At 74.7% G+C, this 15244-nt stretch carries 15 protein-coding genes; 13 read left to right on the top strand and 2 right to left on the bottom strand.

Annotated features, from left to right (window positions below; translation table 11 throughout):
- Nucleotides 1-72 precede the first annotated feature (72 nt).
- Nucleotides 73-1011 carry a thiamine-phosphate kinase gene (locus tag O7618_RS18000; protein WP_278107252.1) on the top strand — a complete coding sequence of 313 codons (939 nt, stop codon included), beginning with the start codon at nucleotides 73-75 and terminating at the stop codon, nucleotides 1009-1011.
- Between the two features lie 76 nt (nucleotides 1012-1087).
- Nucleotides 1088-1555: a GNAT family N-acetyltransferase gene (locus O7618_RS17995; RefSeq protein WP_278107251.1), complete on the top strand. Its 468-nt coding sequence runs from the start codon at nucleotides 1088-1090 to the stop codon at nucleotides 1553-1555.
- A 3-nt stretch (nucleotides 1556-1558) separates the two neighbouring features.
- On the opposite strand, the gene O7618_RS17990 is transcribed toward O7618_RS17995, so the two are convergent.
- Nucleotides 1559-2815, bottom strand: a complete 1257-nt coding sequence (locus O7618_RS17990; RefSeq protein ID WP_278107250.1) for an ATP-grasp domain-containing protein — start codon at nucleotides 2813-2815, stop codon at nucleotides 1559-1561.
- Nucleotides 2816-2998: 183 nt separating this feature from the next.
- Nucleotides 2999-3190: a 50S ribosomal protein L28 gene (gene rpmB, locus O7618_RS17985; protein WP_091064024.1), complete on the bottom strand. Its 192-nt coding sequence runs from the start codon at nucleotides 3188-3190 to the stop codon at nucleotides 2999-3001.
- A 218-nt stretch (nucleotides 3191-3408) separates the two neighbouring features.
- Here rpmB and O7618_RS17980 point away from each other — a divergent pair, with 218 nt between their 5' ends.
- The 11 genes from O7618_RS17980 (at nucleotide 3409) to O7618_RS17930 (ending at nucleotide 15229) form a co-directional block, all read left to right on the top strand.
- Nucleotides 3409-5019: a DAK2 domain-containing protein gene (locus O7618_RS17980; RefSeq protein ID WP_278107249.1), complete on the top strand. Its 1611-nt coding sequence runs from the start codon at nucleotides 3409-3411 to the stop codon at nucleotides 5017-5019.
- Complete coding sequence (gene recG, locus O7618_RS17975) at nucleotides 5016-7217, top strand: ATP-dependent DNA helicase RecG (RefSeq protein WP_278107248.1); 2202 nt, start codon at nucleotides 5016-5018, stop codon at nucleotides 7215-7217. Before O7618_RS17980 ends, recG begins: the two co-directional genes overlap by 4 nt.
- A 199-nt stretch (nucleotides 7218-7416) precedes the next feature.
- Nucleotides 7417-7980 (top strand): 16S rRNA (guanine(966)-N(2))-methyltransferase RsmD, encoded by a 564-nt coding sequence (gene rsmD / locus O7618_RS17970; protein WP_278107247.1) that lies wholly within the window; start codon nucleotides 7417-7419, stop codon nucleotides 7978-7980.
- Entirely contained in the window at nucleotides 7977-8453 is a 477-nt protein-coding gene (coaD, locus tag O7618_RS17965; RefSeq protein WP_278107246.1) for a pantetheine-phosphate adenylyltransferase, read from the top strand. The genes rsmD and coaD overlap by 4 nt, the downstream gene beginning before the upstream one ends.
- A 210-nt stretch (nucleotides 8454-8663) precedes the next feature.
- Entirely contained in the window at nucleotides 8664-9161 is a 498-nt protein-coding gene (locus O7618_RS17960; RefSeq protein WP_091064048.1) for a hypothetical protein, read from the top strand.
- Nucleotides 9162-9288: 127 nt separating this feature from the next.
- On the top strand, nucleotides 9289-9852 hold the full coding sequence (locus O7618_RS17955) for a YceD family protein (RefSeq protein ID WP_278107245.1): 564 nt from the start codon (nucleotides 9289-9291) through the stop codon (nucleotides 9850-9852).
- Nucleotides 9853-9857: 5 nt separating this feature from the next.
- The gene (rpmF, locus tag O7618_RS17950; protein WP_089156974.1) at nucleotides 9858-10031 is read left to right on the top strand and encodes a 50S ribosomal protein L32; all 174 of its coding nucleotides are present in this window, start codon (nucleotides 9858-9860) and stop codon (nucleotides 10029-10031) included.
- Between the two features lie 54 nt (nucleotides 10032-10085).
- Nucleotides 10086-11123 carry a phosphate acyltransferase PlsX gene (locus O7618_RS17945; protein ID WP_278110058.1) on the top strand — a complete coding sequence of 346 codons (1038 nt, stop codon included), beginning with the start codon at nucleotides 10086-10088 and terminating at the stop codon, nucleotides 11121-11123.
- The gene (gene rnc / locus O7618_RS17940; protein WP_278107244.1) at nucleotides 11120-11917 is read left to right on the top strand and encodes a ribonuclease III; all 798 of its coding nucleotides are present in this window, start codon (nucleotides 11120-11122) and stop codon (nucleotides 11915-11917) included. The genes O7618_RS17945 and rnc overlap by 4 nt, the downstream gene beginning before the upstream one ends.
- Entirely contained in the window at nucleotides 11910-12767 is an 858-nt protein-coding gene (gene mutM, locus O7618_RS17935) for a bifunctional DNA-formamidopyrimidine glycosylase/DNA-(apurinic or apyrimidinic site) lyase (RefSeq protein ID WP_278107243.1), read from the top strand. Before rnc ends, mutM begins: the two co-directional genes overlap by 8 nt.
- 236 nt (nucleotides 12768-13003) lie before the next feature.
- Nucleotides 13004-15229, top strand: a complete 2226-nt coding sequence (locus O7618_RS17930; RefSeq protein WP_278107242.1) for an MMPL family transporter — start codon at nucleotides 13004-13006, stop codon at nucleotides 15227-15229.
- The last annotated feature ends 15 nt before the right edge of the window (nucleotides 15230-15244 follow it).

The following is a 15244-nucleotide window of genomic DNA, read 5'->3' as shown; positions in this document are numbered from 1 at the left end:
CGGTGAGCGAGCACACGTCGGTGCGGGGAAGGGGTGGACGTGCGGGACGACGGAACGGGACGAGGGGACGGCATGACGGTCGCGGGTGTCGGGGAGTTCGGGCTGATCGACCGGGTGACCGCCCGGCTGTCGTACGGGGAGAGCTGCCTGCTCGGCCCCGGTGACGACGCCGCGCTGGTGGCGGCGCCGGACCGACGGGTGGTGGCCTCCACCGACGTGCTGGTCGAGGGGCGGCACTTCCGGCGGGACTGGTCGTCGGCGCGGGACGTGGGTCACCGGGCGGCGGCGGCCAACCTGGCCGACGTCGCGGCCATGGGGGCCACCCCGACCGCGCTGCTGGTCGCGCTCTGCATGCCGACCGAGCTGGACCCGGCCTGGGCGGAGGAACTTGCCGACGGGCTCGGCGCGGAGGCGGCCGGAGTGGGCGCGAGCGTGGTCGGTGGGGACATGTCGGCCAGCCCGACGCTCACCGTCGCGGTGACCGCGCTCGGCGACCTGGCCGGCCGGGCGCCGGTGGTCCGTTCCGGGGCCCGGCCGGGCGACGTGGTGGCGCTGGCCGGGCGCACCGGCTGGGCGGCGGCCGGGTTCACCGTGCTGTCCCGGGGCTTCCGGACGCCCCGCCTGCTGGTCGAGGCGTTCCGCCGGCCCGAGGTGCCCTACGCCGCCGGGCCGGCGGCCGCGGCGGCCGGCGCCACCGCCATGATCGACGTGTCGGACGGGCTGCTGGCCGACCTCGGGCACGTGGCGACGGCCAGCGGGGTGGCGATCGACCTGGGCCGGGACGCGTTCGAGGTGCCCCGGCAGATGCGCGACGCGGCGCAGGCGCTCGGCGTCGACCCGTACTCCTGGATCCTGGCCGGCGGCGACGACCACGCCCTGGCGGCGACGTTCCCGGCGGGTGCGGCGTTGCCGGACGGCTGGCGGCCGGTCGGTCGGGTGACCGACGGCGCCGGCGTCACCGTCGACGGCGCCGACTACGACGGCCCGCGCGGCTGGGACCACTTCCGCTAGCCGGGCCGCCGTGATCTGCGTCCGTCCTCGGCGGCGCGGGCGGAGCCGGCGCCGGGGGCGGTCGTAATCTGGCACGGTGAGCGAGATCGAGATCCTCCCGCGGCGCTTCGACGCGCCGGAGTCGCAGGCGCTGATCCGGGCGGCGCTCGCCGACCTGGGCGCGCGGTACGGCGGCAGCGGCGACGAGACGCCCGTCGACGCCGCCGAGTTCGTCCCGCCGGCCGGCGTGTTCCTGGTCGCCTACCTGGACGGGCGGCCGGTGGGCTGCGGCGGCTGGCGCAGCCACGGCGAGGACGGCGACGCGGCCGAGTTGAAGCGGATGTACACCGCGCCGGAAGCCCGGGGCCGCGGCGTGGCCCGGTCCGTGCTCGCCGCGATCGAGCGCTCCGCCCGCGACGCCGGCCGCAAGCGGATCGTGCTGGAGTGCGGCGACAGGCAGCCGGAGGCGATCGCCATGTACACGTCGTCCGGCTACGAGCGGATCCCGAACTTCGGCTACTACCGGGACGAGCCGGGCTGCCTGTCGTTCGGCCGTACCCTCTGACCGTCAGCCGACCGTGATGCGGATCTCCCCGGCGGCGCGGCGGGCCGCGACCGCCGCCTCGTCCGGCGTGGCGCCCCAGGTCATCAGGTGCCCGCTGCGATGCGCCGAGGAGAGCAGCTCGGGCACGGTCTGCCCGACCTTCGTCTCGACCTGCACGTCGAGCACCCCCGGCACCCGCAGCGCGGCCCGCCGGCCGTCCACGGCGGTGACCCGGCCGGGCGGGGCGACCAGGAACTCGATCGCCGCCGCGCCGGTCGGCCGTTGCGGCAGCGCCGGCCGTTCGCCGCACAGCACCCGCAGGTACGCCTCGATGACGTCCCGCTCGTAGGCGATCGAGATGAGCGCGGTGATCATGTCGCCGGGCATCCGGGCGGCGCACTCGACGAGCGTCGGCACGCCGCCGACCAGGATCCACTCGCTGTGCAGCATGCCGCTGCGGAAGCCGGCCGCCTCGGCGAGGCGGACCGCCGCGGACCGCAGCGCGTCGTGCTCGGCCGCCGGCAGCGCGGACGGCACGGTGTGCCCGGTCTCGACCGGGTAGCGGCCGCCGGCGACCCGCTTGTCGGTGACGTTCGCGAAGAGCACCTCGCCGTCGGCGACCAGCAGCTCCACGCTGTGCTCGGAGCCGACCAGCAGCTCCTCGACCAGCACGCCGGTGGGCAGGCCGCGCTCGGTGGCCTCGGCCGGCTCGGGCGGGGTGGCGCTGGCCGCCCAACGGGCCGGCAGCTCGTCCGGGTCGGTGATCAACTGCACCCCGAGGCTGCCCGAGCGGTGGGTCGGCTTGAGCACGCACCGGCCGTCGTGCGCGCGGGCGAACGCGACCGCCCGGTCCGGGTCGTCGACCAGTTCGTAGGCGGGGTTCGCCAGCCCGATCTCGTCGGCGAGCAGGCGCATCCGGTGCTTGTCGGAGAAGACGTCCGCGGCCATCGCCCCGGCGCCGGGCCGGCCCAACCGCTCGGCCAGCCGGGCGGTGGCGGCCACCGCGTACTCCAGGCCGGGCAGGACCAGCCGCGCGCCGGCCAGGCCGGGCTCGCGGGCGAGCAGGTCGTCGACGTCCAGGCCGGTCTGGTATTCCGCCGCGACCAGCCGGCCGATCAGCGGCAGCTCCTCGGCGAACCGGACCAGGCCGCGGCGGTGGATCACGTCCGGCTCCTCGACCAGCACCACGCTGCCGGCGGGCAGCTCCTGGTCGAACCAGCGCAGCGAGCCGAACGACCCGCCGACCACCACCAGTTGCTCGCGACCCAGATCGAGGTGCACCGGTCGTTCCTCCCCACGGCTCGCGCCGGAACCGGACGGGCGGCGCAGCAGCACCCTAACCGGCGGGCGCCGACGGGTCGCCGTACGGTCGGTCAGCGGTCACCGCTGGTCGGTGGAGACGACAGAAGCCGGCGACCCCTTCGGGGCCGCCGGCTGCCGACGATGTCCGGTGGTGCTGCCGCGTCAGGCGCGGGCGACCTTGCCGGCCTTGATGCACGAGGTGCAGACCTGCAGCTTCTTGGTGGTGCCGCCGCCGGCCGGGGTACGCACCGACTGGATGTTCGGGTTCCAGCGGCGGTTGGTCTTCTTCTTGGACCAGGGCACGTTGTGGCCGAAGCCCGGCCCCTTGCCACAGACGTCGCACACGCTAGCCACGGGATACTCCTGGGATTGAAACGTTCATGAGGTCGCCGCCAGGCGCAGCCCGGGCAACCTGGTCAGGTTACCCGATGCCGGTCCGTACGCCCAACCGGCCCTTCGCCGAGCCCGACCAGCGTACCGGCCGGCCGGGCCGGACCGCCGCGTCGGTCGGACACGCCGGGCGGCCCGGACGACCTCGGCGCGTGTCGGTGCGCGCCAGTAGGCTTCCCGACGTGCTGGACACCCTCGACGCGGCCGCGGTGCGCCGCTGGTGCACGAGCGGGTTGGCCGCCCTCCAGCGGCACCAGGGCGAGATCGACGGCCTGAACGTCTACCCGGTGCCCGACGGCGACACCGGCACCAACCTGGTGCTCACGCTCACCTCGGCGCAGCAGGCCCTGGCGATGGACCTGGGCACCCTGCCCGACGACGGGCGCACCCCGCACGGGCACGCGCTGCGGTTGATGGCGCAGGGCGCGCTGCTCGGCGCGCGGGGCAACTCCGGCGTGATCCTCTCGCAGATCCTGCGCGGCCTCGCCGACACGCTCGGCGCCGCGCCCGCGGTGCGGGGCCGGCAGCTCGCCGGCGCGCTGGCCGACGCCGCCGACGCCGCCTACGCCGCGGTCGCCCGACCGGTCGAGGGCACGGTGCTCAGCGTGGTCGCGGCCGCCGCCGGCGCGGCCCGGCGGGCGGACAGCGACGACCTGCGCGCGGTGGCCCGCGCCGCCGCCGAGGCGGCCACCCGCGCGCTGGCCCGCACTCCCGAGCAACTGCCCGAGTTGGCCCGCGCCGGTGTGGTCGACGCCGGCGGGCGCGGGCTGTGCCTCCTGCTCGACGCGCTCGTCGAGGTGGTCACCGGGGAGAGCCCGGCGCAGCCGGCGCCCGCGCCGCCCGCGTTGCGCCGGCCGGCCACCGCCGCCCGCGAGACCGGCTCCGAGGCGTACGCCTACGAGGTGCAATACCTCCTCGACGCCACCGACGAGGCGGTGGCGCGGCTGCGCGACGAGCTGGCCGCGCTCGGCGACTCGCTCGCGGTCGTCGGTGACGGCTCCGGCACCTGGAACGTGCACGTGCACGTCAACGACGTCGGTGCCGCCGTCGAGGCGGGCGTGGCCGCCGGCCGGCCCCGGCGGATCACGGTGACCCGCTTCGCCGACCAGGCCGCCCCGGCGCCCGGCCGGGTGGCGCGCCCCGACGGCCGGGCGGCCGTGGTGGTGGCGACCGGCGCCGGCATCGCCGAGCTGTTCGCCGCCGAGGGCGCGGTGGTGGTCCCGGCCAAGCCGTCCACCGGCGAGCTGCTCGACGCGATCCGGTCCACCGGCGCGGCCCGGGTGGTGGTGCTGCCCAACGACCCGAACACGCAGTCGGTGGCGAGCGCGGCGGCGAAGGAGGCGCACGGTCTCGGGGTGAAGGTGAGCGTGGTGCCGACCCGCTCCCCGGTGCAGGCGCTCGCCGCGTTGGCCGTGCGCGACCCGCAACGACGCTTCGAGGACGACGTGATCGCGATGGCCGAGGCGGCCGGCGCCTGTCGCTACGCCGAGGTCTGCCACGCCGGCCGCGAGGCGCTCACCGTCGCCGGCCCGTGCCGCCCGGGTGACGTGCTGGCCCTGGTGGAGGGCGAGGTGCACCTGATCGGGCAGGATCTCACCGACACCTGCACCGCCGTCGTCGACCGGATGCTCGGCGGTGGCGGCGAGCTGGTCACGCTGCTCTGCGGGGCGGACGCCCCGACCGGGCTGGCCGACCGGGTCCGCGCCCACGTCGAGCGGTCCTGGCCGTTCGTCGAGGTGCAGGCGTACGAGGGCGGCCAGCCGCACTATCCGCTCCTGGTGGGGGTCGAATGACGAGCGAGCCGTCGACGGTGGACACTCCGCTCAAGAAGCTGGTGGGGGAGAAGACGGCGAAGGCGTTGGCCGGCCACCTCGACCTGCACACCGCGGGCGACCTGATCTACCACTTCCCGCGCCGCTACGACGAGCGCGGCGAGCACACCGACATCCGCTCGCTGGACGTGGGGGAGCAGGTCACCGTGCTGGCCCAGGTGCAGCGCACCGCGGTCCGGCCGATGCGGCAGCGGCGCGGCAACCTGCTGGAGGTCACCGTCGGCGACGGCTCGGGCGGTGTGCTCACCTGCACCTTCTTCGGCAACCAGGCGTGGCGGGAGCGGGAGCTGCGCCCGGGCCGGTGGGGGTTGTTCGCCGGCAAGGTGACCGAGTTCCGGGGCAAGCGGCAGCTCAACGGCCCGGAATACGTCCTGCTCGGCGAGGGTGGCGACGGCGAGGCGGCGGCCAACGAGGAGGTCGAGGAGTTCGCCGGCGCGCTGATTCCGGTCTACCCGGCGGCCGCCGCGGTGCCGACCTGGGTGATCGCCCGCTGCGTCCGGGTGGTGCTGGACACGTTCACCCCGCCCGACGATCCGTTGCCGGCCGCCGTGCGGGCCACCCGCAACCTGGCCGACATCGGTGCCGCGCTGCGCGAGATCCACCGGCCGACCAGCAAGGAGGCGCTCTACCGGGCGCGTCGCCGGCTCAAGTGGGACGAGGCGTTCGCGGTGCAGCTCACCCTGGTGCAGCGCAAGCACCGGGCGGCGGCGTGGCCGGCACGGGCGCGGCCGGCGACGGCGGGTGGCCTGCTGGAGGCGTTCGACTCCCGGCTGCCCTACGAGTTGACGTCCGGCCAGCACGCGGTCGGGCGGGAGATCGCCGCCGACCTGGCCACCGCCCATCCGATGCACCGGTTGTTGCAGGGCGAGGTGGGTTCGGGCAAGACGGTCGTGGCGCTGCGCGCCATGCTCCAGGTGGTGGACGCCGGCGGTCAGGCCGCGCTGCTCGCCCCGACCGAGGTGCTCGCCGCCCAGCACCACCGCGGCATCCTCGACCTGCTCGGCCCGCTCGGCCGGGCCGGTGAGCTGGGCGCCGCCGACGACGCGACAGGGGTGGCGCTGGTCACCGGCTCGCTGGGCGCGGCGGCCCGGCGGCGCGCGCTGGCCGAGGTGGCCGAGGGGCGTGCCGGCATCGTGCTCGGCACGCACGCCCTGCTCTACGAGGGCGTCGACTTCGCCGACCTGGGCCTGGTGGTGGTCGACGAGCAGCACCGGTTCGGCGTGGAGCAGCGTGACGCGTTGCGCGCCAAGGCCGAGCAGCCGCCGCACGTGCTGGTGATGACCGCCACCCCGATCCCGCGCACGGTCGCCATGACCGTCTACGGCGACCTGGAGACGTCCACGCTCTCCCAGTTGCCGCAGGGCCGGTCGCCGATCGCCTCGCACGTGGTCCCGGCCGCCGAGAAGCCGGCCTTCCTCGACCGGGCCTGGCGCCGGCTGCGCGAGGAGGTCGGCAACGGCCACCAGGCGTACGTGGTCTGCCCGCGGATCGGCGAGGGGCCGGTCTCGGACGAGGAACCGCCCCGCGAGGACGACAACGGTCGCCGGCCGCCGTTGGCGGTGACCGAGGTGGCCCCGCTGCTCGCCGAGGGGCCGCTGCACGGGCTGCGGATCGGGGTGCTGCACGGGCGGCTGCCGGCCGACGAGAAGGACGCGGTGATGCGCGCCTACGCCGCCGGCGACCTGGACGTGCTGGTGGCGACCACGGTGGTCGAGGTGGGCGTCAACGTGCCCAACGCCACCGTGATGATCGTGCTGGACGCCGACCGGTTCGGCGTCTCCCAACTGCACCAGTTGCGCGGCCGGGTGGGCCGGGGTTCGGCAGCCGGCCTCTGCCTGCTGGTCACCGAGGCGGCCGAGGGGTCCTCCGCCCGCGAGCGGCTGGACGCGGTGGCCTCCACCACCGACGGGTTCAAGCTCGCGGAGCTCGACCTGGAGCAGCGCCGGGAGGGCGACGTGCTGGGCGCGACCCAGTCCGGCCGGCGTTCGCACCTGCGGCTGTTGTCGCTGAGACGCGACACCGATCTGATCCGGGACGCCCGGGCCGAGGCGATCGCCCTGGTCGAGGAGGATCCGGAGCTGGCCCGCCATCCGGCGCTGGCGGCTTCGGTCGCCGCGCTCGTCGACGCGGAGCGCGCGGAATACCTGGAGAAGGGCTGAGTCACGCTCGGTTAGGCTCCGGCGATGTCGATCTTTTCGCACGATCGCGGTGTGGGCGTTACCGCGATCTACAGGTCGTAAAGGGTCCGTTATGAATTCGAGATCATTGATGCACGTGGGGTCACCGGCCGTCGCTGCGGGTGGTGTGCCGCGGGTTTCCTCCGGTCGCGTAGCGTCGGGGCATGCGCAGGGGACGACGGTGACCCGGATCGTGGCCGGCACGCTCGGCGGGCGGCGGATCGCCGCGCCGCCCGGCGCCGGCACCCGGCCGACCTCCGACCGGGTGCGGGAGGCGCTGTTCAGCGCCGTGCAGGCCGACCTCGACCTGACCGGGGCGCGGTTCGCCGACCTCTACGCGGGCTCCGGCGCGGTCGGTCTGGAGGCGCTGTCCCGGGGCGCGTCCCACGTGCTGCTGGTCGAGTCGGACGCCCGGGCCGCCCGGGTGATCCGGGAGAATGTCGCCGCGCTGCGGGCCGCGCCGGCCGCCCGCCTGGTCACCGGGAAGGTGGGCGCCGTGCTGGCGGGCGGGCCGGAGGGCGGGCCGTACGACGTGGTCTTCGCCGATCCGCCCTACGCGGCGCCGGACGCGGAGATCACCGCGCTGCTCGGTGCGCTCGTCGGCGGTGGCTGGCTCGCCCCGGACGCCCTGGTGATCGTGGAGCGGGCCAGTCGCACCGGGCCGGTCGGCTGGGTGGAGGGCGTCACCGGGGAGCGCAGTCGCCGCTACGGCGAGACCACGCTTTGGTACGGTCGCCGATCATGAGACGTGCGGTCTGCCCGGGCTCGTTCGACCCGGTCACCAACGGTCACCTCGACATCGTCGGCCGGGCGAGCCGGCTCTTCGACGAGGTGATCGTCGGCGTGCTGGTCAACCAGTCGAAGCAGGGATTGTTCACGGTCGAGGAGCGGATCAAGATGCTCCGCGAGGTGACCGCCTCGTACGACAACGTCCGGGTGGAGTCGTTCCGCGGCCTGCTCGTCGACTTCTGCCGGGATCAGCAGGCGAGCGTGTTGATCAAGGGTCTGCGCGCGGTCAGCGACTTCGACTACGAGCTTCAGATGGCCCAGATGAACGTCGGTCTGGCCGGCGTGGAGACGCTCTTCATGCCGACCAACCCGCTCTACTCGTTCCTCTCCTCCAGCCTGGTCAAGGACGTGGCCAAGTGGGGCGGCGACATCTCCGCCCACGTCCCGGACCTGGTGCGCGAGCAGCTCACCGCCCGCCTCCGCCCCTGACGGCGCGGATCTTGCAGTTGCGGCCCGCCGCTCGCCCGTTCCGGGCGGAATGTCGGGGCAGAAAGTGCAGGATCGGCGAGGTGGGGCGACGCGCCGGACGGGGGCGGGTAGGGCGGGAGTGGGCGGGGCGCGACATGATGGGGGCAGCGCCGAAACCGGGCGCAGGCCGCATCATGGAGGGCGGCCGACGAAGACAGGGGTGAGGCGCCGGTGGACCCGCTCGATCGCATCGACGAACTGATCGCCATGGTGGAGCAGGCCCGCTCCGTCCCGATGTCGCGCAACAACTGCATGGTCGACCGCGGCGAGATGATCGCGGCGCTCGACGAGATGCGCGCCGAGCTCCCCGCCGACCTGCGCCGCGCCGCCGCGCTGCTGGAGGAGCGGGACAAGATCATGGAGGCCGGCAAGCGCGAGGCAGACCGGATCATCAGCGAGGGTGAGGCGGAACACGCCCGGCTGGTCTCGGTGAACGAGATCACCGTCTCGGCCGAGCACGAGGGCGCCCGGATCATCGCCGAGGCGCGCGCCGAGGCGCAGCGCCTCCGCGAGGAGGTGGACGACTACGTCGACACCGCGCTGGCCAACTTCGAGCAGTTCCTGACCCGGGCGCTGGCCTCGATAGAGCGCGGCCGGGACAAGATGCACGCGCTGCGCGAGATCGGCACCTTCGCTGGGGACGAGGCCGAGCGCCCGCTACCCTTCTGAGCGGCGCACGGGCCGGTCGCCGACAGCCGGCTGCCGCCGGGCCCGGGGCGGGCACGCCCCCGGTTCGACGGTCCGCCCCCCTGCCAGGTAACCTTTTTTGTCGGCCTCTCACGGCCGGAGTCTGACTATGCCCAAACATTCGCCTCGCCAACTCGACCCCAGGGCGCCGCTGGTCCTCGACACGAGGGACCTGCCGCGTCGCCCTGGCGCGTTGCGTGAACTCCGGCGGGTCGTGACGGCACCGGCGGACCTCGGTGTGGAGTTGATCAGCGTGCCGGAGGGCGCGGACCTCGACCTCGACCTGAGGTTGCAGTCGGTGTCCGAGGGCGTGCTCGTCTCCGGGACCGTCGCCGGTCCCGTCAAGGGCGAGTGTGGCCGTTGCCTGCGCGAGATCGACGACTCGGTGGTCGTCACCGTCCAGGAGCTGTACGCGTACGAGGACAGCACCACGGACGAGACGACCGACGAGGACGAGGTGGGCCGGATGCAGGGCGATCTGATCGACCTGGAACCGGCGTTGCGGGACGCGGTGGTGCTCGCGCTGCCGACCAACCCGCTCTGCCGGGAGGACTGCCCAGGCCTGTGCCCCGAGTGTGGGGTGCACTGGGACGATCTGCCGGCCGACCACAGTCACCAGCAGATCGACCCGCGTTGGGCGGGCCTGTCGCAACTGAACCGTACAGAGGAGTAGGAACCGTGGCCGTCCCCAAGCGCAAGATGTCGCGCAGCAACACCCGCGCCCGCCGGGCGAACTGGAAGGCCTCGGTGGTGGCGACCGTTGCCTGCCCGCAGTGCAAGTCGCCGAAGCTGCCGCACGCCGCCTGCTCCGTCTGCGGCACGTACAACGGCCGCCAGGTCCTCGAGGTCTGACCTGGACGCCGAGTGACGCCCCCGACCGCTTCTCGGGTGGCGCGCGCACCACGGCTGAAGCCCGGTGCCCCGGCTCCCTCCGCCGCCGGCCGTTCCCCGGCCGGCGGGCCGTCGGAGCCGGGCACCGCGCGGATCGCCGTCGACCTCCTCGGCGGGGACGATGCTCCCGCCGTCGTGGTTGACGGCGCTCTGCGGGCGGTGCGCACCGACCCTGACCTGCGCCTGCTGCTCGTCGGTCCGACCGAGGTCGCCGACGGGCTGCTCGGTGCGCTCGACCCGGCCCACCGTGCCCGGGTCGCGGTCCGCCCGGTGCGGGCCGCCGTCGGCATGGCCGACCATCCGACCGCCGCCCGCGGCGAGAGCACGGTCCGCACGGCCGTCCAGGCCGTCCAGGACGGCCTCGCCGACGCCGTGGTCTCCGCCGGCTCGACCGGCGCCACCGTCACCGCCGCCGCGCTCGGCCTGGGCCGCTGGCCCGGGGTACGCCGACCCGCGCTGGTCGCCACGCTGCCCGCGGTCGACGGGCCGGTGGTGCTGCTGGACGTGGGCGGCACCCTGGAGCCCGGCCCGGCCACGCTGGCCCGGCACGCCGTCCTCGGCGCCGCCTACGCGGCCGTCGCCCACGGGGTCGCCGCGCCCCGGGTGGGGCTGCTCTCCGTCGGCCACGAGGCCGGCAAGGGCGATCGCCTGCGCCGGTCCGCCGACCCGGTCGTCGCCGCCGTGCCGCTGCCCTGCAACGCCCGCTACGTCGGCCTGGTCGAGGGGTACGACATCTCGCTCGGCCGCCGCGCCGACGTGGTGGTGACCGACGGGTTCACCGGCAACGTCCTGCTCAAGGCCATCGAGGGCGCGTACGCCATGGCCGGCGGGCCGCCCGCGAACGGCGGCGTACCCCGCGCGGCGGCCCTGCTCGGGGTGGGCGGCACCGTGGTGGTGTGCCACGGCGCCGCCGGCCCGGACGACGTCGCCTCGGGCATCGCCCTGGCCGCCCACCTCTGGCGTCGCGACGCCGCCGGCACGGTCCGCGCGCTGCTCGCCGAGATCCCGCACGATCCCGCACCTGACCGCAACGACACCGAGGTAGCACCATGACCAACGAGAAGCGGCGGCGTGCTCCCGTCAGCCACCTGGAGGCGGCCTTCGGCGTGTCGCTCGACCCGGAGCTGCTGGAGCGCGCGCTGACCCACCGCTCGTACGCGTACGAGAACGGCGGCCTGCCCACCAACGAGCGGCTGGAGTTCCTGGGCGACTCGGTGCTCGGCGTGGTGATCACCACCGCGCTCTTCCACAACCACCCGGACCTGCCGGAGGGGCAGCTCGCGAAGCTGCGGGCCAGCGTGGTCAACATGCGCGCGCTGGCGGACGTGGCCCGCGGGCTCGGCCCGGACGGGCTCGGCGCCTACCTGCTGCTGGGCAAGGGCGAGGAGGCGACCGGCGGCCGGGACAAGGCGAGCATCCTCGCCGACACGCTGGAGGCGCTGCTCGGCGCCATCTACCTCCAGTACGGCCTGGACACCGCGGCCATCGTGATCCACCGGCTGTTCGACCCGCTGATGGCGGAGTCGGCTGGCCGGGGCGCGGCGCTGGACTGGAAGACCAGCCTCCAGGAGTTGACCGCCGCGCTGGGGCTGGGCGTCCCGGAGTACCGGATCGAGGGCACCGGGCCGGACCACCTGAAGACGTTCACCGCCTGGGTGGTGGTGGCCGGCAACCGGTACGGCGGCGCGGAGGGGCGCAGCAAGAAGGAGGCCGAGCAGCGGGCCGCCGAGTCGGCCTGGCGGATGCTCACCGAGCAGGCGGAGGCGACCGCGCGGGCCGAGGCCGAGGCGCGGGCCGCCGCAGCGGCCGACCAGGAGGACGCCGAGGCGGGCGCCGGCCGTGCCTGAGCTGCCCGAGGTGGAGACGGTCCGGCAGGGGCTGGCCCAGTGGGTGGTCGGCCGGCGGATCACCACCGTCGAGGTGCGCCATCCCCGGGCGGTGCGCCGGCACGTCCCGGGCGGGGCGCACTTCGCCGACGTGCTGGCCGGCCGGACGATCACCGACGTCCGGCGCCGGGGCAAGTACCTGTGGCTGCCGCTGGACAGCGGGGACGCGGTGATCGGCCACCTCGGCATGTCCGGCCAGTTGCTGCTGCAACCAGCCGGCGCGGCCGACGAGCTGCACCTGCGGGTCCGGTTCCGGTTCGCCGACGACGGGCCGGAACTGCGCTTCGTCGACCAGCGCACGTTCGGTGGGCTGTCGGTGTCGGAGGGCGGGGCGGAGCTGCCGGCCGAGATCGCGCACATCGCCCGGGACCCGATGGACCCGGAGTTCTCCGACGACGGGTTCGTGGCGGCGCTGCGCCGCAAGCGTACGGAGATCAAGCGGGCGTTGCTCGACCAGACGTTGATCTCCGGAGTGGGCAACATCTACGCCGACGAGGCGCTGTGGCGGGCGCGGCTGCACGGCACCCGGCCGACCGACGCGCTCACCCGTCCGGCGGCGCTGCGGCTGCTCGGGCACGTGCGGGACGTGCTCGGCGAGGCGATCAAGCAGGGCGGCACCAGCTTCGACGAGCTGTACGTCAACGTCAACGGCGAGAGCGGCTACTTCGACCGGTCGCTCAACGCGTACGGCCGGGAGGGCGAGCCCTGCCCGCGCTGCGGCGCGCCGATCCGGCGTGAGGCGTTCATGAACCGGTCCTCCTACAGTTGCCCGCGCTGCCAGCCGCGCCCTCGGGGCAGCCTTCGGGGATGACCCGGAGTTCGTTCGGGGTTGCGCCGGTGTGCTGCGCCGGAGCGGGCCCGGGGCCCGCCGCAACGTACCCTGAAATGCCCCTTTTCCCCCCGACCGGCGCGTCCGGTTCCGGCCGCCTGGTAGGGCCTGCCTCATCGGGGAGGAGCCGGGGCCGTTCCCCGATGCCCGGCCCGCGCCGGCTGCCTAACGTCTCGAGACGTCGGCACGGGGCCGACGTCTGGAGGGGGAACCCGGATATGGGCAGGCGACCGGTGACCGTGCGGCTGGCGCGGTGGAGTGCGGAGCATCCCTGGCGGGCCATCGCGCTGTGGGTGGTGTTCGTCGCGGTGTGCTTCGTCGGCGGCAACGCCGCCGGACTGAACGAGGCCACCGACGCGGATCAGGCGATCGGCGAGTTCGGACGGGCCGAGCTGATCGTCGACGGTGGTGGCTTCCACGATCCGGCCACCGAGAACGTGCTGATCACCGCACGGTCCGGGGCGCTGGACCCGGCCGCCGCGAACGCCGTCGCGCAGGACGCGGCGGGTCGGTTGCGGCAGGTCGAGGGCGTGGCCTCGGTGGGTACGCCGGTGTCGTCCCGGGACGGGACCGCGCTGCTGCTGCCGATCACCATGTCCGGCGACCCGGAGACCGCCGCGGACCGGGTGCAGCCGCTGCGCGACACCACCGCCCGGGTGCAGGAGGCGCACCCGGACCTGCGGGTGGAGCAGGTCGGCGGCCCGTCGATCGACAATGCGCTCGACGACACGCTCGGCAAGGACTTCAAGCGGGCCGAGCTGCTCAGCCTCCCGGTGACGCTGGCGATCCTGATCATCGCGTTCGGGGCGCTGATCGCGGCCGGTGTGCCGGTGCTGCTCGCGCTCTCCTCGGTGGCCGCCGCGATGGGTCTCTCCACGCTCGCCTCGCACCTGGTGCCGGCGACCGACACCACGGCCAGCGTCATCCTGCTGATCGGCATGGCGGTGGGCGTGGACTATTCGCTGTTCTACGTGCGGCGGGAACGCGAGGAGCGGGCCAAGGGCCGGTCCGGGCTCGACGCGGTGGAGATCGCGGCGGAGACCTCCGGGCACGCCGTGGTGGTCTCCGGCACCGCCGTGATCATCTCGATGGCCGGCCTGCTGCTCGCCCAGGACGCGATCTTCTCGTCGCTGGCCGTCGGCTCGATCCTGGTGGTCGCGGTGGCGGTGATCGGCTCGCTCACCGTGCTGCCGGCGCTGCTGGCCAAGCTGGGTCGCTGGGTCGACCGGCCCCGGGTGCCGCTGCTCTGGCGGCTCACCGCCCCGCGCGGCGGGCAGCCGGCGCGACCCCGGTTCTGGCCGGCCGTGCTCCGGCCCGCGCTGCGCGCGCCGGTGGCCACGCTGCTGGTCTCGGTCGGGCTGCTGCTCGCCCTGGCCGCGCCCGCGCTCGGCATGAAGCTCAAGTTCCCCGGCGCCGAGGACGTGCCGCGCAGCACGCCGGCCATGCAGGCGTACGACCGGCTCACCGCGGCCTTCCCGAGCAACGGCACCAGCCACACGGTGGCCGTGCGGGCGCCGGCGGACCAGGCCGACCGGGTGCGGGCCGCGCTCACCAGCCTGGCCGGCCGGACCGCCACCGACCCGCTCTTCGCGCCGGCCGAGGGGGACGGCCCGGAGATCAGGGTGTCGGCCGACCAGCGGGTGTCGGTGCTGGAGGTGGCCACCCCGTACGCCAGCCGCTCCGACGGGGCGTCCCGGTCCCTGCACGAGCTGCGCGGGGACCTGGTGCCGGCGGCGCTGGACGGCATTCCCGGCGTGGAGTACGCGGTCGGCGGCGGGGTGGCCGCCAGCGAGGACTACGCCGACCACATCTGGGCGAAGCTGCCGGTGGTCGCGGCGTTCGTGCTGGCGTTGACGTTCCTGGTGATGGCCTGGACGTTCCGGTCGGTGGTGGTGGCGCTCACCGCCATCCTGCTCAACCTGCTCTCCGCCGGCGCCGCGTACGGCCTGCTGGTGTTGGTCTTCCAGAGTCACTGGGCGGAGGGGTTGCTCGGCTTCACCTCGATGGACGCGATCGTCACCTGGCTGCCGCTGTTCCTGTTCGTGGTGCTGTTCGGGCTCTCCATGGACTACCACGTCTTCGTGGTCAGCCGGATCCGCGAGGCGGTCGACCGGGGGATGCCGAACCGGGACGCGGTCGCCTACGGCATCACGTCCTCGGCCGGCGTGGTGACCAGCGCGGCGATCGTGATGGTCGGGGTTTTCTCGATCTTCGCCACGCTCAGCATGATCGACTTCAAGCAGCTCGGCATCGGACTGGCGGCGGCGATCCTGCTGGACGCCACGATCATCCGGGCGGTGGTGCTGCCGTCGGTGATGACCCTGCTGGGCGACGCGAACTGGTGGGCGCCGCGCTTCCTGCGCCGCCGGCCGGCCACCGCGCCGGCAACCCCGCCGGTCGAGCCGCCGCCCGCGCCGTCGCCGGAGTTGGTCGGCACCCGCTGACCCGGCTCGGCCTCG

The organism is Micromonospora sp. WMMD980 (genome assembly GCF_029626035.1).
Taxonomy (GTDB): domain Bacteria; phylum Actinomycetota; class Actinomycetes; order Mycobacteriales; family Micromonosporaceae; genus Micromonospora.
This window is presented reverse-complemented; position numbering and strand designations above follow the sequence as displayed.